Source organism: Lactiplantibacillus daoliensis (assembly GCF_005405005.1).
Classification (GTDB): Bacteria; Bacillota; Bacilli; order Lactobacillales; family Lactobacillaceae; genus Lactiplantibacillus; species Lactiplantibacillus daoliensis.
In genome coordinates this window covers 99,647-121,005 of the sequence record NZ_BJDH01000002.1, presented here as the reverse complement: position 1 = coordinate 121,005, position 21,359 = coordinate 99,647, and the positions used below count along the sequence as shown (strand labels likewise).

Below are 21,359 nucleotides of genomic sequence, written 5' to 3'. Positions count from 1 at the left end.
ATTTTAAAAAGGGTTCAACAAAGTTGATTAGGAGGAATTGAGTATGCGAAAAAAGCGGATTTTAGGGTTATTAGCTGTGGCGGCAACTGCCTTTTTATTAGTCGGTTGTGGCAAATCATCGTCATCAAAAACGACGACTATCACTGTCGGGGCGTCAGCAGTCCCACATGCTGAGATTTTAAAACATATCCAACCAGAATTAAAAAAGGAAGGCGTTAACTTAAAAGTTAAGGTTTTCCAAGATTACGTCTTACCAAATAAAGCGTTGGCTTCCAAAGAGTTAGACGCCAACTATTTCCAACACGTGCCATTCTTGGATAATTGGAATAAAGAAAATAACGGGACGTTAGTTTCAGCTGGTGCGGTTCATTTGGAACCAATTGGTGTTTTCTCAAAGAAAGTTAAAAATCTCAAAGACTTAAAAGATGGGGCTACGGTCCTTGTCAGCAGCAATGTTGCTGATTACGGTCGGGTCTTGACCTTATTCAAAGACGCGGGACTCATTACCTTGAAGCCTGGGACGGATATCACCTCAGCGAAGTTTAGTGATATCGCCACGAATAAGAAGCACTTAGTCTTCAAACATTCATACGAGGCCAAGCTAATGCCTCAATTCTACAAGAATAATGAAGGCGACGCGGTGGTTATCAATGCTAATTATGCTGTCCAAGCCGGTCTGGATCCACGTAAAGATGCGATCGCGCTTGAAAAATCCGATTCGCCATATGCAAATATTGTGGCTGTTCGGAAGGGTGATAAGAATAAGCCAGCCATTAAGAAATTAATGAAAGCACTGCGTTCGAAGAGTACTCAAACTTGGATTAAGAATCATTACAAGGGTGCGATTTTACCCGTTGCATCAACCAACTAAAGTTGCGGAAAGTCGGTCTGAAAATGACCGGCTTTTTAGTTACATTAAAATCGCATGAGACTAGGCCCCGCTTGACTTTAGCGGCCTTGCAAGGTAGGCTAATCTTAGCAAATAACTTACAGAATGGAGTTAGTGTAATGCGTAAATATGGTGTGATTGGTTTAGGTCAAGTTGGGGCCACAGTGGCTTATACGTTAGTACAACATGGGACCGTGGATGAATTAGTTTTGATTGATCATAACGAAGCCTTGGCACAAGCGCAAAAGTTGGATTTGGATGATGCTTCGCCACGTTTGGGATCAACAACTAAAATAATTTTGAACGATTATGCCGCTTTAGCGGATGCCGAAGTTTTGATTGTTGCTTCTGGGAATATCGGTGCGATTGATATGAACAGTTCAAAAGGGCGCTTCGGTGAATACGAGTCTAATCAAGCGATTGTTCGCGACATTGCGCCAAAAATTGTGGCTTCTGGCTTTAAAGGCATCTTGATTGATATTATGAATCCTTGTGATGTCATGACCGATTATTTACAACGCATGACTGGCTTTGACCGCAACCGAGTCTTTGGGACCGGGACGTTCTTAGACACGGCACGGATGCAGAAGTATGTTGGTCAGGCCTTGAATACGAATGGTAAAAATGTTGCCGGCTATGTTTATGGTGAACACGGGAACTCACAATTCGTGGCTTGGTCAACGGTTGCGGTCAATGGTCAACCGATTGCGAATTTCCATGATTTGGACTTAAAACAGCTTGAGGAAGACGCACGTCAAGGCGCTTTCGCGGTTATGGCCGGGAAACACTACACTAACTTCGCCATCGCAACTTGTGGTGTGCGGCTAGCAGAAGCAGTTAGTGCGGATGAACAATTGGCATGTCCAGTTTCAGCCTTTGATCCTGATTTTGGGACCTACGTTGGGATGCCAGCGGTGATTGGTAAAAACGGCATCGAATCTTTAATTCATTTAGACTTAACGCCGGACGAGAAAGCTTCATTAGCGTCATCTGCGAAATTCATCAATTCGAAAGTTGACGTCTTACCACAAGCAGTCAAATAGAATGCTGTATAGTTAAGTCGCTGCAACGAGGGTCTCGTTGGGCGGCTTTTTTGTTGAGGTCTGTTTGCGGTTGCCATTGGCGACTCAAATTAACGTGTCAACAATGTGCAAAGCCCGCCAATCATGCTAAAATAAAGAGATAAACTGAGCAATCGAGGTTATTATGGAAGCACAGAAATTAGCAACTTTAAAAGCTGACGTGTTGAAGTTACGTCAGCAGTTACGTGCTGGTGACTTGTATCAATCACTCCCACAACGGCTGGGTGATTTGATTGAACAAGTTTCAGTCACACCGGCAACGACTGTTACCATTCCAGATGATGGTGATGCGTTAGACTTAATCAAACAATTACATGCTGGCTTGGACGCTGGCAATCTCACTGAGATTACGGATGAGCAGTTAAGCCTGTTGTTGGCACATTTAGGCTCAACTAATGCGGCGGTTCGTGATCGTGGCTGTTACTATTTGTTGAATGAAGCGTTGCAACAACAACTATTAACGAGCGACCAATTAGGGACGATCTTCGATACGTTGGTTCAAGATGACCAACTTTTTACGCATATTGATCAACCTGAGAATGAGGCCATTTATCAACGGTCATTTTCAATTTTGATTCTGTCGGTACTGCTATATGCGGATCATGCTGGGATGTCGTTTATGACCCCGGCACGGCTAGAGACCGTGGTTCAACAATTTACCACTTATTTACTTTTGGAACGTGACACCCGTGGCTTTGTCGCAGACCATGGCTGGGCCCATGCTTTCACGCATATTGGAAATTTATTGGATGAGTTGGCCGATGAAGGTGACTTGGCGCGAGCCGATAAATTAATGATGTTGGCCTGTTTGATTGAGCGGTATCAACGGCTGACAACCCCGCTCATCTTTGGTGAAGCTGAACGGTTATCTACTTATTTGGCACTGATTACCAATAAAGATGATCTCTATGCAGACTACTTGTTGCGAGCCTTTAAGAAGTGGCATCAACAATTAGTGATGCAACCGGCGCCAGCAACCGAAGCCGCTTGGACGCGAGTATTTAATCGTAACCGGTTATTGGAAGCGATGGCGTTGCATGATGATTTTCCAACGTCAATTGTGGATTATTTAGATGATGAATTAGAATTTTTAGGCTAGTTTGAAAGGAAGTTACATTGATGCAAGCAAAAGCAGTCGGGGTCTATGCCGGTCATGCGATTAGTGAACCTCAGGCGTTTGAAGATGTTACCGTAGCTGTGGCACAGCCCACTGGACGCGATATTTTAGTTGAAATTCAGGCAGTCTCAGTGAACCCAATTGACACGAAGCAACGACTTAATCAGGCGACCACGACCGTCCCACGTATTCTAGGCTTTGATGCGGTTGGGTGCGTCATTGCGGTTGGTGAGGCCGTAACCAGTCTCATGACGGATGATATCGTTTATTACGCTGGGGCCAATAACCGGCCAGGCAGCAATGCGCAGTATCAGCTGGTCGACGAACGATTAGCGGCGTTAGCACCAAAAAAGTGGGAACAAACGGCTGCAGCTGGCCTACCTTTGACTGGGCTAACTGCCTGGGAAGCGTTATTTGAAAAGTTGGCATGGCAACCAGCCAAGAATGCCAATGTCGGTCATTCGGTCTTGATCGTTAATGGGGCCGGTGGGGTCGGTTCAGTGGCTATTCAATTGGCCAAGTGGGCTGGCTTAACCGTCATTACCACGGCTGGTCAAGCAAAAACTAAAGCTTGGGTCAAAGATTTAGGCGCCGATATTGTTTTGGATTATCACGAAGATTTAGCGACCCAATTGGCAGCTCAGCAGATTAAGTTGGTCGATAGTGCCATCTTGTTACAATCCACTGACAATTATTTACCGATTGTGGCGCCATTAATGCGCCCGTTGAGCACGATTGTAGCGGTGGTGACGAATGCCAAGCCATTGCGGATGGCACTTTTGAAACCCAAGAGTTTAAACTTTGCTTGGGAGTTCATGTTTACCAAGTCTAATTACCAATTGCCTGAAATGGCAACGCAAGGGATGATTTTGGCCAAGATGGCTCAGTTAGCCGATGACGGAATCTTAAAACCAACGACGAAAAAAGTCATTGCCGGCATTAATGCAGCTACTTTAACTGAAGCCCACGCTACGGTAGAAACCGGTCAAATGTTAGGTAAATTAGTGTTAACCGCGCCCTTTAATGCATAATAACGGTTACAAAGTTGCAAAACTATTTCCAATTTTAGTTAGGTATTGTAGAATTAGAGAAGCCGTAATATGAAATAAATCTTGATAGGATGAACGAAAAAATGGACACACAAAAAAAGATCCATGTTGGCATGTTGTTTGGCGGAAACTCTTCTGAACATGACGTTTCGAAGCGTTCCGCTCATAATATTTACGATGCAATGGACAAAAATAAGTATCAGATCGACTTATTCTTGATTACCAAGAACGGGATCATCTTAAGTGATGCGGCCACGCGTCGGGTTTTTGCTGGTGAACCAGAAGATAAAGTCGTGGCAGAAGAATTGCCTAAGTTGGATATGAGTGATCCATTGGCGCCAATCAAGAATTTGGCGGCGGCCAAGGATATTGATATTTTCTATCCAGTCGTGCATGGTAACCTAGGTGAAGATGGGACCTTACAAGGCTTGTTCAAGTTATTGAAGAAACCTTACGTTGGGAGTGGCGTCTTAGCTTCTGCTGCTAGCTTTGATAAGGATATTACGAAGCAAATCTTAACACATCATCATATTCAAAATACGAAGTACGTGGTTGTGACGCCTGAAAATCGGGAACAAATGACCTATGCATATTTGAAAGAACATGTTGGTGCACATTTATTTATCAAGCCAGCTAATCAGGGCTCTTCAGTCGGAATTCACAAAGCTGAAAATGAACAAGATTACTTGGATGGGTTGGCGGATGCCTTCAAATACGATTACAAGATCTTAGTTGAAGAATCCATTGATCATCCGCGCGAAGTGGAATGCTCAATCTTAGGCAATGAAGATGCTGTGGCATCCAAGCTGGGTGCCATTGATGTGCCTAAGAGTGATACTTTCTATGATTACAATAATAAGTTTGTCGATGCGAGTGGGGTGACGTTCGAATTGCCCGTTGACTTACCAGCTGATTTAACGAAACGGATTCAAGATATGTCACTCGGGGCCTTCAAAGCATTAGGCTTAAAAGGTATGGCTCGCGTGGACTTCTTGGTTTCGGAAGATGGCGAACCTTATTTGGGTGAAATTAACACCTTGCCTGGATTTACTAACATTAGTTTATATCCGAAATTAATGGAAGTTTCCGGTATTGGTTATACCGATTTAATTGATCGTTTGATTCAACTTGGTTTTGATGAATTCAAACGCCAATCAGAAATTCATTATGATTTTGTGGCCTTAGACGCCGAATAATAGCGAGTTTCGTTGAGGTGGTTGAGATGAAAGTGATTTCATCACGACCACCTTTTTTTCATATTGGGAGATGGCGACGATGGTAACGAAAATTTGGGCAGATTTGAAAAAGGGGGCCAACCAGTTCAGTGGTCCACTCGGACTTTGGTGGGTTATTGGCTTGATTGGTGCACTAGTGGTGAAATGGCTGGGCATTCAATTTGGTGGTTGGCTTAGTTTACTGGGGCTATTAGGGTTGAGTCTCTGGTTACCCGCCTTAGCTGAACATACCGGTGGCCATCAACGTTGGTCTTGGCGTCAGCATTGGTTCATTTGGCTGGGGCAATTGTTATTAGCGGTGATTTGGCTACCATTTGGTTGGGGTGGTTATTTAGCCACGCTGCAGGCCAGCATTGAATTGCCCGCTGAATGGCAAAATGTGATACTGATGACGCGCTACGATTGGTTACCATGGGTCGCGCCGATTTGGGCAGTGATCTGGCTGTGGTCGCTCAAATGGTTACCAGCTTGGCGAGACCAATTGCAAGCGCCAACTGGCTGGCGAACTTGGTGGCTTCAAGGTTGGCATCAGCACTGGTGGCCAGTCTGTCGGAAATTAGTTGGTTTCGTTGGCTGGTTAATGAGCTGGCTCGTTTTAGCGACTTGTTTGATATTGCTGACAGGTGGTCTGGAAAACTTAAATGAGGGACTCGGTCGGGTCTGCGCAATTGTCAGCTTGGCCGGACTACAAGGGGGATTGTGGCTTGTCTTCGCCAGTTGGTGGGGGCGTTGGTTTACGTTGCCACAACAGCCTCGAACAGGTACTGGTCGTTATTTGATTGCCGGGCTTATGGTCGTCACCTTAGGTAGTGCGACGTGGTGGCTTCAGACGCCACCAACCACGGCACCAGCCATTATTGCGCATCGGGGTGTCAATGGTGATGATGGTGTTCAGAACACCACGAGCGCGCTTAAAAAGACGGTACACGCCACTCAACCGGCATATGTTGAGATGGACATTCAACCAACGGCCGATCAGCACTGGGTTGTGATGCATGATCCAACCTTACGCAACTTGGCGGCTAAGTCAGGCCCAGTTCAGGATTATCGGTTACAGCAGTTAGCTGGACTACCGCTAACCGAGCACGGTCAACATGGTGAGTTGAGTACGTTTAGGCAGTATTTGACCGCGGCACAAAAATTAAATCAGCCACTACTAGTCGAGATTAAAGCGATTGGTGACGCGGTACAATTGATTTCCCCGTTCGCGGATGAGTACGCAACGACGATTGAAAAACGAGGTGGTGCCGTCCATTCTTTGGATTATCAAGTTCTCGCCCGTTTGAAGCAGCGCACTCGAAAGTTGCGTGTTGGGTATATCACGCCGTTTTATCTGACGGCATTTACCCCCAATGTTGCTAATTTCTATTCGTTACAGGCGTTGACGGTGACTCGTGAGCAATTAGCAACGGCTAAACGTGAACACAAGGCGGTTTACTTGTGGACCGTGGATCGGTCGATGCAACTGCAACGGTTATCTGCCATGCGCCCAACTGGACTCATTACGAATCAGCCGGGACGGATGCGCCGTTTACAAGGACAAGCCCCGCACTATTATTTTTACCAGCTTATTAATTGGGTAATTAGTTTATGATAGCGAATGGCCCAAAAATGAGAAGATTAAGATATAAGGAGGGGACTAAAACGAAGTCAAAAGCGGATTGTTGACAATATCAGTCCCATAATTATAAATGTTGTTGCGTTCTATTTTGAATCGTTTACATTAGTCCGATACCTGAGTTAACAAAGTGTAAATTAGTTCTAATTACTAATCATAACCCCGGCTAATTAATAAGTGGACTTGTGTATTGAGCATGGTATAACTTAATATTAAATAAGAATTACTCTTATTTCTTGCGTATTATCACTTATCTGAATATAATAATATGCGTAATTGGTATTGTCCAATTTGACTGTGGACAACTAATTATTTAATCGAAACCTGAGGATTGATTAGGTGTTAGCGACGTTGGGTTTGCGAGTGGGGTCGGCCCAACGGTGATCAAATTAGGGTTAGGTTGAGACAGTAGACATAAAGAGGGGTTTAAGATGAGAATATTGGGAGAGAAAGTTCGGCAATTCCGGAAGCGTAAAGGCATGTCGCAGAAAGAATTGGCGGAGGGTATTTGTACCCAAGCAACGATTAGTTTAATTGAGAAAAAGAGCAAGATTCCTAGTATGAAAATTATGATGAAGATTTGTAATCGATTAGGAATTCGTTTGTCAGATGTGATTGTTGAAAATGATGATCAGTTATACCGGACGTTCAAAAAAATTGATTCTTTGATTCGACATGATCAGTTAGAAACGGCCAATGAAGTCTTTACAAAGATTCGGCCAAAACAACTGCGTAGCAATACGGACAAAAAACAATATTATTACTATGAGGGTTATATCCAATTAGTCTTAAATGACAATCCAGATGAAGCAATTTTCAACTTTGGGATGTTGTTGAACCAGTTTGTGAAGTCAAGTCATGACATGTTTGCCATTTTGGCAACATTGGGCACTGGGTTAGCGTATGAACGGAAGCAATCTTATGACAAGGCGGAGATTTTCGTCAAGCAGGCGGTTGCCACACTTCATACCATGGACGCACAAGCCATGCCAATTGGCGATGATGATTATTTACAAAACGAAATTTTGATCTACGCGTCAGCAGCGCAGTTATATGCGAAAATTAATTTCCCAGAGGAAGCACTGGAATTGATTGACTTGGCGTTGAAGAAAGCGCAAGAAAGCCAGTCACTGTACTTGCTTGACCGGTTGTATGCGCAAAAAGCCGCTAATGAAGTTGTCTTGAACAACGTTGCTTCGGCGCACGACCATTATTATGTGGCCTATGCGTTGAGCCTGGTGACGCACAATGAGAATTTGACTCAGAAGATCATTAAGGAAATGGCAACCTACCACATTGCACCGTTGCAAGTGGCCAATGAAGCCTAGTTAGCATTAACACTCGGTCCGATATCCTATCGGCTGGGTGTTTTGTGCTTGTCAGGGGGATTTAAAATGGTAAAAAAATGGGGACCGGCCGTTTTGCTGGGGGCGTTAGATGCCTTAATCTTAATGTGGTTCTGGGGACATTTTCAGGCACCATTCCGGCTGGGACAGCAGTTGTTGATCGTGATTACAATTGCCTATCTACTTTCATGGTTTACGCCGTTTTTGTTGGTTAAAAATTTCCACTGGCAACCAAGCAGAGTTATTTGGCATTGGATGTTAGGCTGGCTTGGTTACGGGGCCGCGTTAATAGTTGTGCCAAGTTGGTTTGTATCGGCGCAGGCCAATGAAATTGGAATTGGTTTTATGCTTAGTTTCTTTGGAATCTTATGTGTTGATGCGCCACGCAATGGGGTGCTTGGCATTCGAGTCAGCTGGACTTATGCTTCTGAAGTTGTTTGGCGTAAAACGAATCAGTTAGGCGGCTGGCTACTATACGTCGGTGGTCTGGTAGGCATTGGTATCAGTGCTTGGAAGCCTACAATTGGTATGGCACTAATTGTGATTCCAGCTTTGATCGCTGGTGTTGTTTCGGTGGTATATGCGTATTGGTTGTCGCGACGACCGCACAGTATGAGTTAGGTGTATTGATTTCGAAACAATTAGGTAATGAAAACTAGTCGATTATTCCCGCTTCCGGTTGTTGCTGATAGCATGCGAACGAGGGACCGGTTCAAGCCATAGAAACGTCTTGAACCTCGTCCGGAAACTTTGCCAAAACCGCAAATCTCCCGGACCGTCCGTGGTGTAAGGCCGGCTAAAAAACGCCGGCCAAACGCCACCTGCACGTCCGATGTTATCATCAACAACCTCTAGCTAAGTCAGTAGTTCTTTTTTTTGATAAATTCGTTATCGACTGACGGAGCGCTAAATTTAGGTGAGTCTACTTTAGACGTGATGGTTACTGGTACTGCAACATTTGTGATGCTTTTGAGTTTTTCAACCTTTAAGTAATAGAAAAGACATTGTTTTGTGATTTTACAAGTCACAAGGCAATGTCTTTTTAATTGGAAATCTCGCGATGGATGCCGACGACTAGGCCGACTAAAAATTCAGAAAATTTATTTTTAGGAATCATTATTGGTTCAGTACGTTCTCTTGAATTGAAAACTAGAAAGTTGTTAGCGTAGTCTTGAACGACTCTCCGGATAACGGTTTTTGAATTGAGATTTAGTGCAATCAGTTTACTACCGTACTCAACGGAAAAGGGCTCGTCTACAGACTTGATCAATACAATTGCTAAGTCATTAGTCATGATTCCTTCATTGGTCAAGGTGTCATCTGAGACTTTCACCCAAACATAGTCACCTGGGGTTGTTGGAGATTCAGCTGAAAGGTTCGTATAGACGCGACGATCATCTGGCAGAATAACTTTGGTATTGGAGTTAATCAAATTTTGGATAATGGCACCAGAATTGTTAATTTCAGTTTCTTGGTTGAAACTAAACGATTTGTCCGCGCTTCGAAGTGTCTCGGTATAAAATTTTGCCAATTCAAAGATTTCATCATGCGAGATATGTAGCCCCTTAGCGAGTTTAAGTAAAGTTTCCGGTTTTGGAATGTTCCGTTTGTTGTTCTCAATTTGGGAATAGTACGATGAGGAAATTCCACCATAAAGTGCCACCTTACGGACGGAATAGCCTTTATTGGTACGAATTTGTTTTAATCGTTCGCCAAATGTAGATTTCGCCATAAAAACACCTCTGTATCACATAAGTATAGCAATGGGAAAAAACATCTAACACTGATATAACGGTATTTCCAATAAAAACGCTTGCTAAAGTAAAACACAAAAATTATAATTCAATATAGCTGTGCGAATATTCAGGCCAATCAAAAAGAATGGTTTTAACTTGATAATTCAATGCTATCAAAGAAAGTGATTGCTTTTGGAATAAGCAATTGTCGTTTTTTTTGAGGAAATTAATTGGATTTGCTTGTTCGCAAAAGTAATACAATGGAGGAATAGTATCATGAAATTTTGTCCTAAATGTGGCACGAAGTTAGTGGAGGGGGCACGTTTTTGCCCTAATTGCGGGTTGAATCTGGTTGAAGGAACAGCTACGTCAGGTTCTCCGGCACAAACGGTTGTTACGCCACAGCCGACAGTGACTAATCAGCAGGTACCTAATAGTCAATCGGGTCAGACTGAGAGACGGACAGAGACTAGGTATGAGGAACAGGATAGCGGTGGGATTGATGCCGCAATGCGGGATTATTTTAAGCGGTATGCTCAGTTTCATGGCCGCAGTAGTCGATCACAATACTGGTGGAGTGTATTGGTTTACAATCTCTTTTATAGCGCTTTTTATTTAATCTATTTGTTTTTAAGTGAATATATTGGGATGGCTTTGATGATTATTTTGGTGGTGGCTTGTTTGGTTCCTAGTTTAGCCGTCGCTAGTCGTCGGCTACATGATTCAAACCATTCATTTGGCTACTATTGGCTTGCCCTGATACCGATAGTTGGCGCCATTTTGGTAATTGTCTTGTTCTGTAAGCCAAGTGATCCACAGCCAAATCGTTTTGGTTAATGGGAGTGCTATTTAAGATGAATGAGTTTATTTATTGTGCAAATTGTGGTCAAAAGTTACCAAGTGAGTCGAAGTTTTGTCACTATTGTGGCGCCAAGGTTGTCAGAGTCGCTGAAGCACCACAACCAAAAACAATCGTGCAGACGTCCAAACCGGCGCAAAAGAGTTTGATTGATTCTGCCACGGAAACTCTGAACGGCTGGACTGGTGAACAGAAACGCGTTCCGATCCATTTGAAGCGTATGTTTAGCGAAGTATTCAACTCGCATACGGAACAAGAAGCGGAGTCGTTGTTTATTGCGGGGACAGCGCAAACCACGCCGACGTTGACTGAAGTAAGCGATTCACCGGTTAAGCCATGGCTATTTTCACGGGTCTTGGCTTCATTTGTCATCGCAGTGGCAATTTTAGTGGGTAGTTTCTATTTGTTGAATGGTGAAAAGATGTACGTTGGGTTAATCGCTGTGAGCGCGTTGGCAGTGCCGTTTTCATTGTTAATCATGTTTTTTGAAATTAACACTTTTAAAAATATTAGTGTTTTTAAAATTACAAAAATATTTATGGTTGGTGGCGTGGCCTCGCTTTTGGTTTCACTATTTTTATATGAATTTGTAGATGTTTCTAAATTAACAATCCTGACTGCCGTGATCATTGCCGTTGTCGAAGAGACGGGTAAGTTAATTATGATTGCGTATTATATCAATCGGATTGACACCAAATTTGTGTTGAACGGTTTGTTAATCGGCGCGGCCATTGGTGCTGGCTTTGCTACGTTTGAGACAGCTGGGTATGCGGGCGATATGGGCTTGTCGGTCTTGTTGATTAGAAGTGTTGGTGCGTTAGGCACACATACAATGTGGTGCGCCATGGTTGGTGCAGCACTCGGTTTAGCCAAAGGCAGTGCTCGGTTAAGTTCGGCAACGTTTGAAGATGGTCGCTTTATTCGCTTCTTCGTGATTGCCATTGCCTTACACGCACTTTGGGATGCGCCGGTAGGCTTTGATTATGAAAAAATGGTGCTGTTAATCGTGATTGCGTGGGTAGTGGTGTTGGTGTTAATCAATGCTGGACTACGTGAGGTGCGCACGTTAAAACAGGTCAGCGTCGATCAGCCTAGTCATAATTAGGTTAAGGTAATTATGATGGAATTTTGGAGGAGAAAAAATGAAATTTTGCGTTAATTGTGGGAAGCAAATTAAGGAGTCGACTAATTTTTGTCCGTTTTGTGGTGCTGAGCAGCCAGTAATCGGTGTGTCCAGCGAATCTGTTGCACCTATAGAGAAAGTTAATACACCTGAAAAAGTTGAACAAGTTTCAACCAGTCAGGTAGTTGAGACACCAAATCACCATATTGTTTTGTGGATTGTAGCAATCGCAGTTATTATTCTGGGTAGTTGGGGATTTTATCAATACAAGACTTACCTGCCTGAGGGTCAGACCAATGAGACGTCCATTTTAAAATATGCTTCTCCAACTCTAAATTCAGCAGTCTTTTATTATGGGACCTATCATCGTGACGAATTTTTGGCGCAGGACTATGTGGTCTTTTTGAATAAAAATAAGCGAACAGGAAAGTATGTTTTCCCGGTAAAAAAAGGTGAAAATGGCAAAATTCATTATTGTTACTTGATTGCTGTTGGAAATGGCAATAGGAAGGCACCGATGGCCATTGATATCAATAATGTTAAATGGTATTCATATATTAGCAAGAAGGTCCACACATCAATTATTGGGAACAATCCATACGCCTGGTCAGATAAGATGTCCATTGATTATTATAGTGATCATATTTCTAATTTGAATGATGCCTATCAAAATGATTTTAAGTAGTGGGGAATAATAAAGATGAAAAAAGTTTTGGGCTTCATGGTAATTGGAATTGCACTATTACTGTCGGGTTGTAGTTTAACTCAAGGTCATTTAGCAAAGAACAATGCTGTAACGAAGACTGTGTACTACCAAGATTTAAGTAAATCGGATAAAAAGAAGGTTAACTTTACGTTTAGTCTTGAGCAGGACGAGACTCAGGACTCGAAGGCAGACCCTGTTTATGTTGTCTCAATGAAAGTGACAAATAATAGTCAAAAGGGTATTAAATTTGATAAGTCCAAATTTATTTATTTATTACCTGTTGATAAAACATTTTCTAAAAAGAAGGGAATTCTGACTGTTCAGCCTAAACAAACTAAAACGGTTAATCAGCTGTTTGAGAAAATCCCAGCACAAGGGACGCTTGGTGACGGTATCATTGAATACTTGAATAAGAAAAACAAGCTTGCCTATGCGAACTTCAAACATGATAAAGCAAGTTCCAAAAATTTGAGTGATTCAAAATTGGCCAAGGAAAACAAGAATGTAACGGGTTATTATGATCAGAGCTCTAGTAGTGACGATACAACCAGCAGTGATGATACGACTACTGATGATGAGAGCGACGAGCTAACTGAACAAGAGGCAAAAAATATTTTGGGTGAGAGTGTGAATTGGGTTAATAATTTCGGTGGTTATACTTATAACACCTTAGCGATAAGAGAGCTAGATAATGGGAATTGGGTGTTTATGAATCCGGATGGCTATTACTGGATAGTCTATCCAGATGGGACCGTACAAAAGCCTTAGTAGCAGTTAAATTGATTTAAAATGCAAAAATAAAAGACATCATGACAAAATTTTCAAAAATGAAAATCGTCATGATGTCCTTTTATAATCTATTTAATTACTTCTTCTTAGGTTTTGGTGCTGGTTTGTTTTCCAAATCAGTCCGAACGACGAGAACATCACAAACTGCCATCCGAGTGACATATTCTGTGACTGAACCAATCAAGAGCCGTTCAACCGCATTCAACCCAGTCGCACCGATCATAATCAAATCAATGCCTAAATCCTTAGGAACATCGCGTGCGATAATGGTCTTTGGCGCACCATACTCGATAGAATAATCGACGTTGTCTAAGCCTTCTGACTTTGCTTCTTCGACGTATTTATCTAATGTCTTTTGGGCAGTATCGGTGACTTGTTCAACCATCGTTGTATCAAAACTAGAGATGTTCTGGAATGCACGGGTATCTACGACATGCACCATATGAACTGACGCTTTGGGGCCGTTTCGTTTGGCAACGGCGACCGCCTTTTTAAATGCTAATTCCGCTTCGTAAGAACCATCTACGGGAACTAAGATGTGTTGGTATTGTTGTAACATCATTCTCACCCCTCAATACTTTATACCTATATTGTAAAGGTTTTCGTAAAAAATAAAAAGCGTTTTCTCTCAATTTACATGAAACTGATGAGAAGTAAGCCAATTGCCATCATAATTAAGCAACCGCTAGCAAGCACCAACGCGATCACGACGGTACTTTGATAGAAAATAGTGATGGCGCTTCCGATTGCAACCAGTAGCATTAAACGACCACCATAGCGGGCAACATGTTGGACGGTTGTCGACTCGGTGGGATCGAAAGTGAGAAATTGTTTATTTTGATGGGTAACTAAGTAATAACCAAGCCACGCGGCGATTAAGGTATAGACGATTAAAAGTAGGGTGATCAAGTTGGAACCTCCTAGTGAAGTTTGTTGTATCTAAATTTTTAGATCGAATTGGTTCGGACATTTGCAACAACGGCTGTCGCTTTTTTTGAATAGTCGTAACGTGTTCGCGCAGACTGAGGCTTCCACTGGCTGTGTCGGTCTCAAAATGTCCTCAATTGCAGTCAAACAAAAAGGGCCAGGACAAGTCCTGACCCACGGAAGTAACCTTCCGAAAAAAACTAGTAGTGCCGTTAGTCGCCCTTCAGTATTGACCCGCTTCAAGGCAGGTGGGACCGGCTGTATAGCCTCCTAACTACCAAATGATAAGGCATGTTATGATGGCTACCTAAAGACAGTCCCAAAGTAGTATTAATTGTTCGGCAACACTTTGTTTAGAGCAATGCGCACACCTTAGTAATTTCGACTATTAGTCTAGCATATTAAAATAAAAGTTGCAACGATTGTACTGATGGTAAGGATGTTAACGGTTACTTTGGTTTGCCTTTAATAATTTTTTATATTGCTCACCAAGCGCAGTTTCATAGCGACCATTGGCCTTAGGCTGGTAATACTTGGCGCTTTTAATTGAGTCTGGCAGATATTGTTGAGCGACCCAATCACCAGGATGGTCATGTGGGTAGACATAGCCGACACCGTGCCCCAGTTTTGCGGCGCCTGAATAGTGAGCGTCCTTTAGATCAGCGGGAATATCCCCAAAATGTCCGCTACGAACTTTATCCAAAGCGCCATCAATCGCAGCCATGGCTGAATTTGATTTTGGCGATAACGCGAGTTCGATGACTGCATTAGCTAGTGGTATTCGGGCTTCTGGTAACCCTAATTGATCGGCAGCCTGACACGCCGCAACGGTGTGTTCACAGGCGGCTGGATTGGCCAAACCAACGTCTTCATAAGCAATGACCATCAGCCGGCGCATGATACTTTTGAGGTCACCGGCTTCGACCAAACGCGCCATGTAATGAAGGGCAGCGTTGGCATCAGAGCCACGAATGGATTTTTGAAACGCGGAAATGACGTCGTAATGCGCATCACCGTCTTTGTCGGCGGAGAGCGCCTTTTTCTGCAGGCATTCCTCGATAATTGATTGCGTAATGGTGATGCCAGTTTTGGCGTCGTCGGTTGTAGAGAGCACCGCTAGCTCCAATCCATTCAAGGCACTTCGTAAGTCACCATTGGTTGCTGTGCATAAATGGTGCATGGCAGCCGGTTCTAGTTCAACCTGATATTGACCGAGACCGTGTTCATCGTCCGTTAACGCGCGATTGATAGCGACTTCAATGTCGTCAGGACCAAGGGGGTGGACTTCAAAAATCTGCGTCCGACTACGGATCGCAGGATTAATGCTGATGTAGGGATTTTCAGTTGTTGCTCCGATTAAAATAATGCGGCCACTTTCCAAATGGGGTAACAGAAAGTCTTGTTTCGTCTTATCTAAACGATGGATTTCATCCAATAACAGGATAACGGTACCGCTCATTTTAGCTTCTTCAGCTACGATTTGCAGTTGTTTTTTGCTATCGGTTGCGGCGTTTAACATGCGAAACGCATATTTAGTCGAACCCGCAATGGCGCTGGCAATACTGGTTTTACCAGTACCCGGTGGGCCATATAAAATCATTGAAGATAAGCGCTTGGCCTTCACCATTCTGGCAATGATTTTACCGGGGCCAACTAAGTGCTGTTGTCCAACAACTTCTTCAATTGTTTTAGGACGCATACGATAGGCTAATGGTTGTTGCATAGTAACCTCCTTACAAAAAAACTAGTCTTAATTATTATAGCATTCACCGACGTCAGCGCCGATTGATTGGCTTCAATGTTGACCGATGACGCGCCGTATGATACAACGAAATTATCAAGATAATAAGGATGGATAAAAATATGGAAGTCGATGCAGTTGGAAAAGCAATTATGCAGTACCAATTAGTACCGCTAGTCGGTCAGTCAAATCTCGGACTAGAAGTAACGATGCAACGAGTGAATGCACAGGGTGGCCTTTCTAAACAGCCGTATCCACGAGTCTTTGGTACGCGACAACAGAATCACCAGATTCACAGTACGTTTGCCCAGACCCAATTAAAATTAACGACCCCAGCGATGGCCGACTTGTCGGCACTGATGTCATATTTAGAAGGATTAAATACAACTGCTCGCCGCGCCTTGCCTGCGGATGAGTATTTATGGCCGTTATCGAGTGCGCCAGTATTGCCAACCGATTTAGCTGAAATTCCGTTAGCGGAAGATGACGAAGTTGGGTTCAAACGACGTCAACAACAGTTGAAACGGGTCCCAATCGAAAAATTAATGACGACGGGTGTGCATGTTAATCTAAGTTTTAATGAACAATTATTCACCCGCTTATATGCCGAAACTTTTCATCAACAGTATTCAAGCTATGTCGATTTTCGCAATGCTATTTATTTGAAAGTCGCCCAAGGCTTCGTCCGGATGAATTGGTTAATTCAATACTTGTTTGGTGCGACCCCAACATTAGCGGTTGCTGATAAGACGTCAAAGCGGCAACGCACGAGCGTTCATAGCCCAGCGGGACGCAAAAATAGTGTTGAAGGGGACTACACGTCCATTGACCGCTATGTGGCCAAGTTACAAGCGGATGTTCGGGCGAAAAAGCTCGAAACGGTCAGTGATTTTGCTGGTCCTGTTCGTTTCAGAAGTACTGGTGAGCTGACAACACTTGGCCGCCAAGGGGTTTATTATTTAGAGTATTGTGGCTTAGATTTGGATCCGACTAGCGCGACTGGCGTTGATAAAAACGCGGTTGAATTTATTCGGCTACTTGCTAGTTATTTTGTGATGATGCCAGCTTTGCCGACCGCCATGGTCAGTCAGGTGAATGCCCAAGCTGAGCAGTTGACCGCTCAAGTAACGACGGAAAATCCGACGACGGCGAGTGTCCAAGCCACGCCAGCAGAACAAGTCTTGACGGCGTTAGGTGATTTTGTTAAAGCCAACGGGTTGCCAGCGAGTGATCAGGTCTTGTTAGCGCATTTGAAGACGCGGGTGACTGATCCGAAACAAACACCGAGTGCCAAAGTAGCGATGCAAGCGGATACGTTAGCCTGGGCAATCGCGCAAGCCAAGGCCGCTCAAACAACCGCTCAAGCCCAACCAGCTCAGTTACCAGGTTTTACGTCAGTGAGCTTGTCAAGCCAGCTACTTGCGCAGGAAGCATTAGCGCGGGGAATTAAAGTGGATGTGGTTGATGCCCAAGCCTCAATTATGCGATTGACGCACAACGGCACTGCCCAGTTAGTCGTTAATGGCAGTGGGACGGATTTAAATCCTCAGGCATTGACGACGGTGCTCGCGCATAAAGCGGCAGCCAAGCAAATTATGGCTGAACATGGGGTTCAAGTCCCAGCGTCGCAAACTTATCGGTCGGCCAATCAATTGATTGATGATTACGATCGTTATGCAGCCGGTGGGGGAATCGTGTTGAAAGGCACCGAGACCACTAGGGCAGTGGTTGCTTTTCGGATTATGCCGGAGCGAGCATTATTCGAACAAGTGGTCCGGCAGTTGTTCGAGCAGACGAACTCAGTAATGGCCGAGGAATTGATTGTGGCATCCAGCTATCGGTTCTTAGTGATTGATGGCCGTGTCAAAGCAGTTATCGAACGCTTGCCCGCTAATATTGTTGGTGATGGGCGTACGACGGTTCAAGCTTTGCTGGATCGTAAGAATGCGCGTCCGTTACGCGGAACGGCCTTCGACTATCCGCAATCTGAATTGAAGTTGGGCACGGTTGAACGTTATCGGCTCAAATCGTATCACCTAGCATTAGATTCGGTTGTCAGTCGTGGAACCCAGATTCTCTTGCGTGAAGATGCTACCTTTGGCAATGGGGCCGACGTTTTGGATGCCACTGACGATATGCATCATTCATACATTGATGCTGTCGAGCAGTTGGCAGCTGATTTAAAGTTAAAGGTCGCGGGTTTTGATGTGATGATTCCTAATTTATATGCGGAATTCACCCCAGAACATCCAGAAATGGCGGTGTATCTAGGTATTCATGCGGCACCATTCTTATATCCACATGTTTTTCCAACCTTTGGGCAGGCACAGCCAGTGGCGGCTCAATTATTAGAAACATTATTTCCAGAAATTTAACTAAAAATGCGTTAGCGGACTCGATTGGTCGGCTAGCGCATTTAATTTAGAATAATTTTTTTAATTTGCCGAACAAGCCAGTTGTTTTTGGTGTGGCTTGTGTTTTAGATTCTAGCGGGTATCGTTGATCGATATCAATCACATCGCGATTGATGGCGGCGGCTGCTGTAAAAACCAGTGCGTAATTGTCATCACCAGTCCGATAGATATCATCGGTTTTAATGGTGAATTGAATATTGGCTTTGGCAGCAGCCTGCAGGTAGGGACCGAGTATGTCTTGATCAAGATTGCCATTAATATATAAGCGGTAATCCGGGTGTTCGGAAAAGGCCAGGTTGAGTTGGTCCACATAGTGATGGCGCTTGATTTGGTAGACAGTGACCGCAACTTCAACACGTTCGCGAAATGTGCCAAGATATTTATTCTGTTCATCTGGATGAAGTTGCGGAGTCCCATGCATCGCGCTTTGAATCCGATCAACGGGTTGCATTTCTTTGTCAGCCATTGTCAAACATCCTTTCTCTGATTATCATATAATTGTAGCATGTTACAGACTTAAATGCGAAAAACGAAAGCAGGGAAAGCTGTGTTTACAAAATCAGACTTTAACTTATTCAATGATCCCACCTTGGCAGGACGCATGGCGCAAATCAAAACGGTGATTGATCCAAAGTTCGAGGCCATTACGCCCGAGTTATTAGCGACACTCCAAGCAGACGGCCAAACATTTTATCCACATATTGCCAAGCATTTACGCCGTTTCAAGAATCCGCCAGTCGATACTTGGGTCGCGTTTAGTGAAGATAAGCGAAGTTATAAAGGGTTACCACATTTTGAATTAGGCTTGTGGCCGGATCGGTTGTTTTGTTACTTTGATATTTTAGATGAGAGAAAGGCCAAAGTTCAAGCCGCTGTTTCACCAGCCAACCTACAGAAGTTGTTTGGTCAGTTGCCGGCCGACTATGTCATCAGCAATGACCACAGTACGGCCGAGACGCAACTGGCAACACCGGCGAATGTGATGGCGGCAATTAAAAAGTTTGGCCAATACAAGCACAGTGAATTGGTCGTGGGTCGCGCAATTAAATTGGATTCACCGTTACTAGCAGATGATGTGGCCCAATTAACTTATATTCAAACAACAATGAAAATACTATTGCCAATTTACGAGCCAATCATGGCAGCCTTGAAATAAGATATGTTAAATTGCTTGGGTTGATACAGAGCGAGACGAGAGGGCGGGAAAATTTAGGGCTCAGTGGTGAAGCTGGCCTTAGCTGGCAGTGGGTTACCGGCGGTTTGGGCCAAGCGTGGCTTTCGAGACCACATTTTGGCTCGAAAACGCGCTACCATGTTCCAGCTCTAAATTTTCTTGCCCGGCAGGCGGCAACTGAAGCACAATCCAGCAAGTTTCGAAAGACAAAAAAACACGCCGCAAATGCGACGTGTTTTTGATAACTGGAAATTAAAGTTTGTTGTAGTATTCAACGATAAGTGATTCGTCGATGTCTGCTTCAAGTTCTTCACGTTGTGGTAAGCGAGTTAATGAACCTTCAAGCTTATCAGCATCGAATTGAACGAAGTTAGGACGTGACACAACGGCTTCAACAGCGCCAGTGATTACGACTAATTTCTTAGACTTTTCACGAACTGAGACAACTTGGCCAACTTGAACTTCGTATGAAGGAATATCGACACGTTTGCCATCAACAGTGATGTGACCATGGTTAACTAATTGACGAGCTTGACGACGAGTCGTAGCCAAACCTAAACGGTAAACCATGTTGTCTAAACGACGTTCGAGTAAGATCATGAAGTTAACACCATGCTTACCTTCGCGGATTTTACCAGCTTTGATAAATAAGTTAGCGAATTGACGTTCAGTTAAACCGTACATCATCCGTAACTTTTGCTTTTCACGTAATTGAGTACCGTATTCAGAAAGCTTTGAGTGACGACCTTGACCATGATCACCAGGAGCATAAGGACGACGAGCTAATTCTTTACCAGTACCTGAAAGAGACATTCCCAAACGACGGGAGATCTTCCAACTTGGACCTGTATAACGAGACATATATTGTTTCCTCCAATAATTTTAGTTGGAGTAAAATAATCCGATGTGAGTTCGATATTCGTTCAGATTGAACTGCAGTTTTCGCCATTGCAGCCGCAGGTTACTAACTGACCAAAAATATGGCACCAATCTGTTGACGAGCTTACCCACTCACTGCTGCATTATTTTACACAAAGAGTAGCATAGCATGTTGACTTACTTTAGTCAATGTGTTGCACGAGGATCTTCGCGAATTCGGCTAATTCCAACTCGTTTTCGGCCGTGAAACGATCTAAAGAAGGGGAGTCAATATCCATGACACCAATTTTGCGGCCATCCTTGGTTAGGGGAACGACAATTTCAGCATTGCTGGCGCTGTCGCAGGCGATGTGACCAGGAAATTCATGGACGTTGGCAACGCGATGGATTTGTTGATCTGCAAAAGCAGTGCCGACCACGCCAGCACCAACTTTAATGTGCATGCAAGCAACTTTGCCTTGGAATGGGCCAAGGTCAAGCGAGTTAGTTTCGGAACTATAGAGATAAAAGCCAGCCCAGTTCAGGTCGGTGTATGTACTGTTAATTAAGGCACTGGCATTGGCTAAATTCGCAACCAAGTTGGTTTCGTTGTAAAGCAAGGCGTCTAATTGCTGGTTCATGAGTGATGTTTGGGTCTCTGACATGAAAAATCCTCCTATAAGTTGGCAATTTCAT

General features: G+C 43.8%; 21 protein-coding genes. 14 read left to right on the top strand and 7 right to left on the bottom strand.

Translation table 11 applies throughout. From position 1 onward, the window contains the following. Positions 1-43 precede the first annotated feature (43 nt). The 8 genes from FFM64_RS02850 (at position 44) to FFM64_RS02815 (ending at position 8,957) form a co-directional block, all read left to right on the top strand. The gene (locus FFM64_RS02850; protein WP_137606495.1) at positions 44-871 is read left to right on the top strand and encodes a MetQ/NlpA family ABC transporter substrate-binding protein; all 828 of its coding nucleotides are present in this window, start codon (positions 44-46) and stop codon (positions 869-871) included. Positions 872-1,008: 137 nt separating this feature from the next. Next, a complete protein-coding gene (locus FFM64_RS02845; protein WP_137606494.1) occupies positions 1,009-1,932 on the top strand; it encodes an L-lactate dehydrogenase in 924 nt (307 codons plus the stop codon). Between the two features lie 163 nt (positions 1,933-2,095). After that, positions 2,096-3,070: a DUF2785 domain-containing protein gene (locus FFM64_RS02840; protein ID WP_137606493.1), complete on the top strand. Its 975-nt coding sequence runs from the start codon at positions 2,096-2,098 to the stop codon at positions 3,068-3,070. Between the two features lie 20 nt (positions 3,071-3,090). Continuing rightward, positions 3,091-4,119 (top strand): zinc-binding alcohol dehydrogenase family protein, encoded by a 1,029-nt coding sequence (locus tag FFM64_RS02835; RefSeq protein ID WP_137606492.1) that lies wholly within the window; start codon positions 3,091-3,093, stop codon positions 4,117-4,119. Between the two features lie 101 nt (positions 4,120-4,220). Continuing rightward, a complete protein-coding gene (locus tag FFM64_RS02830; protein ID WP_137606491.1) occupies positions 4,221-5,333 on the top strand; it encodes a D-alanine--D-alanine ligase family protein in 1,113 nt (370 codons plus the stop codon). 79 nt (positions 5,334-5,412) lie between these two features. Next, positions 5,413-6,966: a glycerophosphodiester phosphodiesterase gene (locus FFM64_RS02825; protein ID WP_137606490.1), complete on the top strand. Its 1,554-nt coding sequence runs from the start codon at positions 5,413-5,415 to the stop codon at positions 6,964-6,966. Positions 6,967-7,421: 455 nt separating this feature from the next. Next, entirely contained in the window at positions 7,422-8,318 is an 897-nt protein-coding gene (locus FFM64_RS02820; protein WP_137606489.1) for a helix-turn-helix transcriptional regulator, read from the top strand. 66 nt (positions 8,319-8,384) lie between these two features. Then, positions 8,385-8,957, top strand: a complete 573-nt coding sequence (locus tag FFM64_RS02815) for an SdpI family protein (protein ID WP_137606488.1) — start codon at positions 8,385-8,387, stop codon at positions 8,955-8,957. Between the two features lie 421 nt (positions 8,958-9,378). On the opposite strand, the gene FFM64_RS02810 is transcribed toward FFM64_RS02815, so the two are convergent. Further along, on the bottom strand, positions 9,379-10,068 hold the full coding sequence (locus FFM64_RS02810) for a helix-turn-helix domain-containing protein (RefSeq protein ID WP_137606487.1): 690 nt from the start codon (positions 10,066-10,068) through the stop codon (positions 9,379-9,381). 280 nt (positions 10,069-10,348) lie between these two features. Between FFM64_RS02810 and FFM64_RS02805 the strand changes: the two genes are divergently transcribed. From FFM64_RS02805 to FFM64_RS02790, 4 genes are read left to right on the top strand one after another with little or no spacing between them, the layout of a single operon-like run. Next, positions 10,349-10,909: a DUF805 domain-containing protein gene (locus FFM64_RS02805; protein ID WP_137606486.1), complete on the top strand. Its 561-nt coding sequence runs from the start codon at positions 10,349-10,351 to the stop codon at positions 10,907-10,909. A 17-nt stretch (positions 10,910-10,926) separates the two neighbouring features. Beyond that, positions 10,927-12,036, top strand: coding sequence for a PrsW family glutamic-type intramembrane protease (locus tag FFM64_RS02800; protein ID WP_137606779.1), 1,110 nt, complete (start codon positions 10,927-10,929; stop codon positions 12,034-12,036). 37 nt (positions 12,037-12,073) lie between these two features. Further along, positions 12,074-12,739 (top strand): zinc-ribbon domain-containing protein, encoded by a 666-nt coding sequence (locus FFM64_RS02795; protein ID WP_137606485.1) that lies wholly within the window; start codon positions 12,074-12,076, stop codon positions 12,737-12,739. Positions 12,740-12,754: 15 nt separating this feature from the next. Next, entirely contained in the window at positions 12,755-13,528 is a 774-nt protein-coding gene (locus tag FFM64_RS02790; protein WP_137606484.1) for a hypothetical protein, read from the top strand. Positions 13,529-13,625: 97 nt separating this feature from the next. On the opposite strand, the gene FFM64_RS02785 is transcribed toward FFM64_RS02790, so the two are convergent. The 3 genes from FFM64_RS02785 to FFM64_RS02770 form a co-directional block, all read right to left on the bottom strand. Then, complete coding sequence (locus FFM64_RS02785) at positions 13,626-14,108, bottom strand: universal stress protein (RefSeq protein WP_137606483.1); 483 nt, start codon at positions 14,106-14,108, stop codon at positions 13,626-13,628. A 74-nt stretch (positions 14,109-14,182) separates the two neighbouring features. Further along, the gene (locus tag FFM64_RS02780) at positions 14,183-14,458 is read right to left on the bottom strand and encodes a hypothetical protein (protein WP_137606482.1); all 276 of its coding nucleotides are present in this window, start codon (positions 14,456-14,458) and stop codon (positions 14,183-14,185) included. 460 nt (positions 14,459-14,918) lie between these two features. Next, positions 14,919-16,199 carry a replication-associated recombination protein A gene (locus tag FFM64_RS02770; protein ID WP_137606481.1) on the bottom strand — a complete coding sequence of 427 codons (1,281 nt, stop codon included), beginning with the start codon at positions 16,197-16,199 and terminating at the stop codon, positions 14,919-14,921. A 140-nt stretch (positions 16,200-16,339) separates the two neighbouring features. Here FFM64_RS02770 and gshAB point away from each other — a divergent pair, with 140 nt between their 5' ends. Further along, positions 16,340-18,592: a bifunctional glutamate--cysteine ligase GshA/glutathione synthetase GshB gene (gene gshAB / locus FFM64_RS02765; RefSeq protein WP_137606480.1), complete on the top strand. Its 2,253-nt coding sequence runs from the start codon at positions 16,340-16,342 to the stop codon at positions 18,590-18,592. Between the two features lie 46 nt (positions 18,593-18,638). Here gshAB and FFM64_RS02760 read toward each other — a convergent pair whose 3' ends face one another. Then, positions 18,639-19,097, bottom strand: coding sequence for a YueI family protein (locus FFM64_RS02760; protein WP_137606479.1), 459 nt, complete (start codon positions 19,095-19,097; stop codon positions 18,639-18,641). Between the two features lie 81 nt (positions 19,098-19,178). Between FFM64_RS02760 and FFM64_RS02755 the strand changes: the two genes are divergently transcribed. Beyond that, positions 19,179-19,787, top strand: coding sequence for a DUF1054 family protein (locus tag FFM64_RS02755; RefSeq protein ID WP_137606778.1), 609 nt, complete (start codon positions 19,179-19,181; stop codon positions 19,785-19,787). A gap of 270 nt (positions 19,788-20,057) precedes the next feature. Here FFM64_RS02755 and rpsD read toward each other — a convergent pair whose 3' ends face one another. Both rpsD and FFM64_RS02745 read right to left on the bottom strand, forming a co-directional pair. Then, positions 20,058-20,666 carry a 30S ribosomal protein S4 gene (gene rpsD / locus FFM64_RS02750; RefSeq protein ID WP_137606478.1) on the bottom strand — a complete coding sequence of 203 codons (609 nt, stop codon included), beginning with the start codon at positions 20,664-20,666 and terminating at the stop codon, positions 20,058-20,060. A 200-nt stretch (positions 20,667-20,866) separates the two neighbouring features. Then, positions 20,867-21,328, bottom strand: coding sequence for a GAF domain-containing protein (locus FFM64_RS02745; RefSeq protein ID WP_137606477.1), 462 nt, complete (start codon positions 21,326-21,328; stop codon positions 20,867-20,869). Positions 21,329-21,359 lie beyond the last annotated feature (31 nt).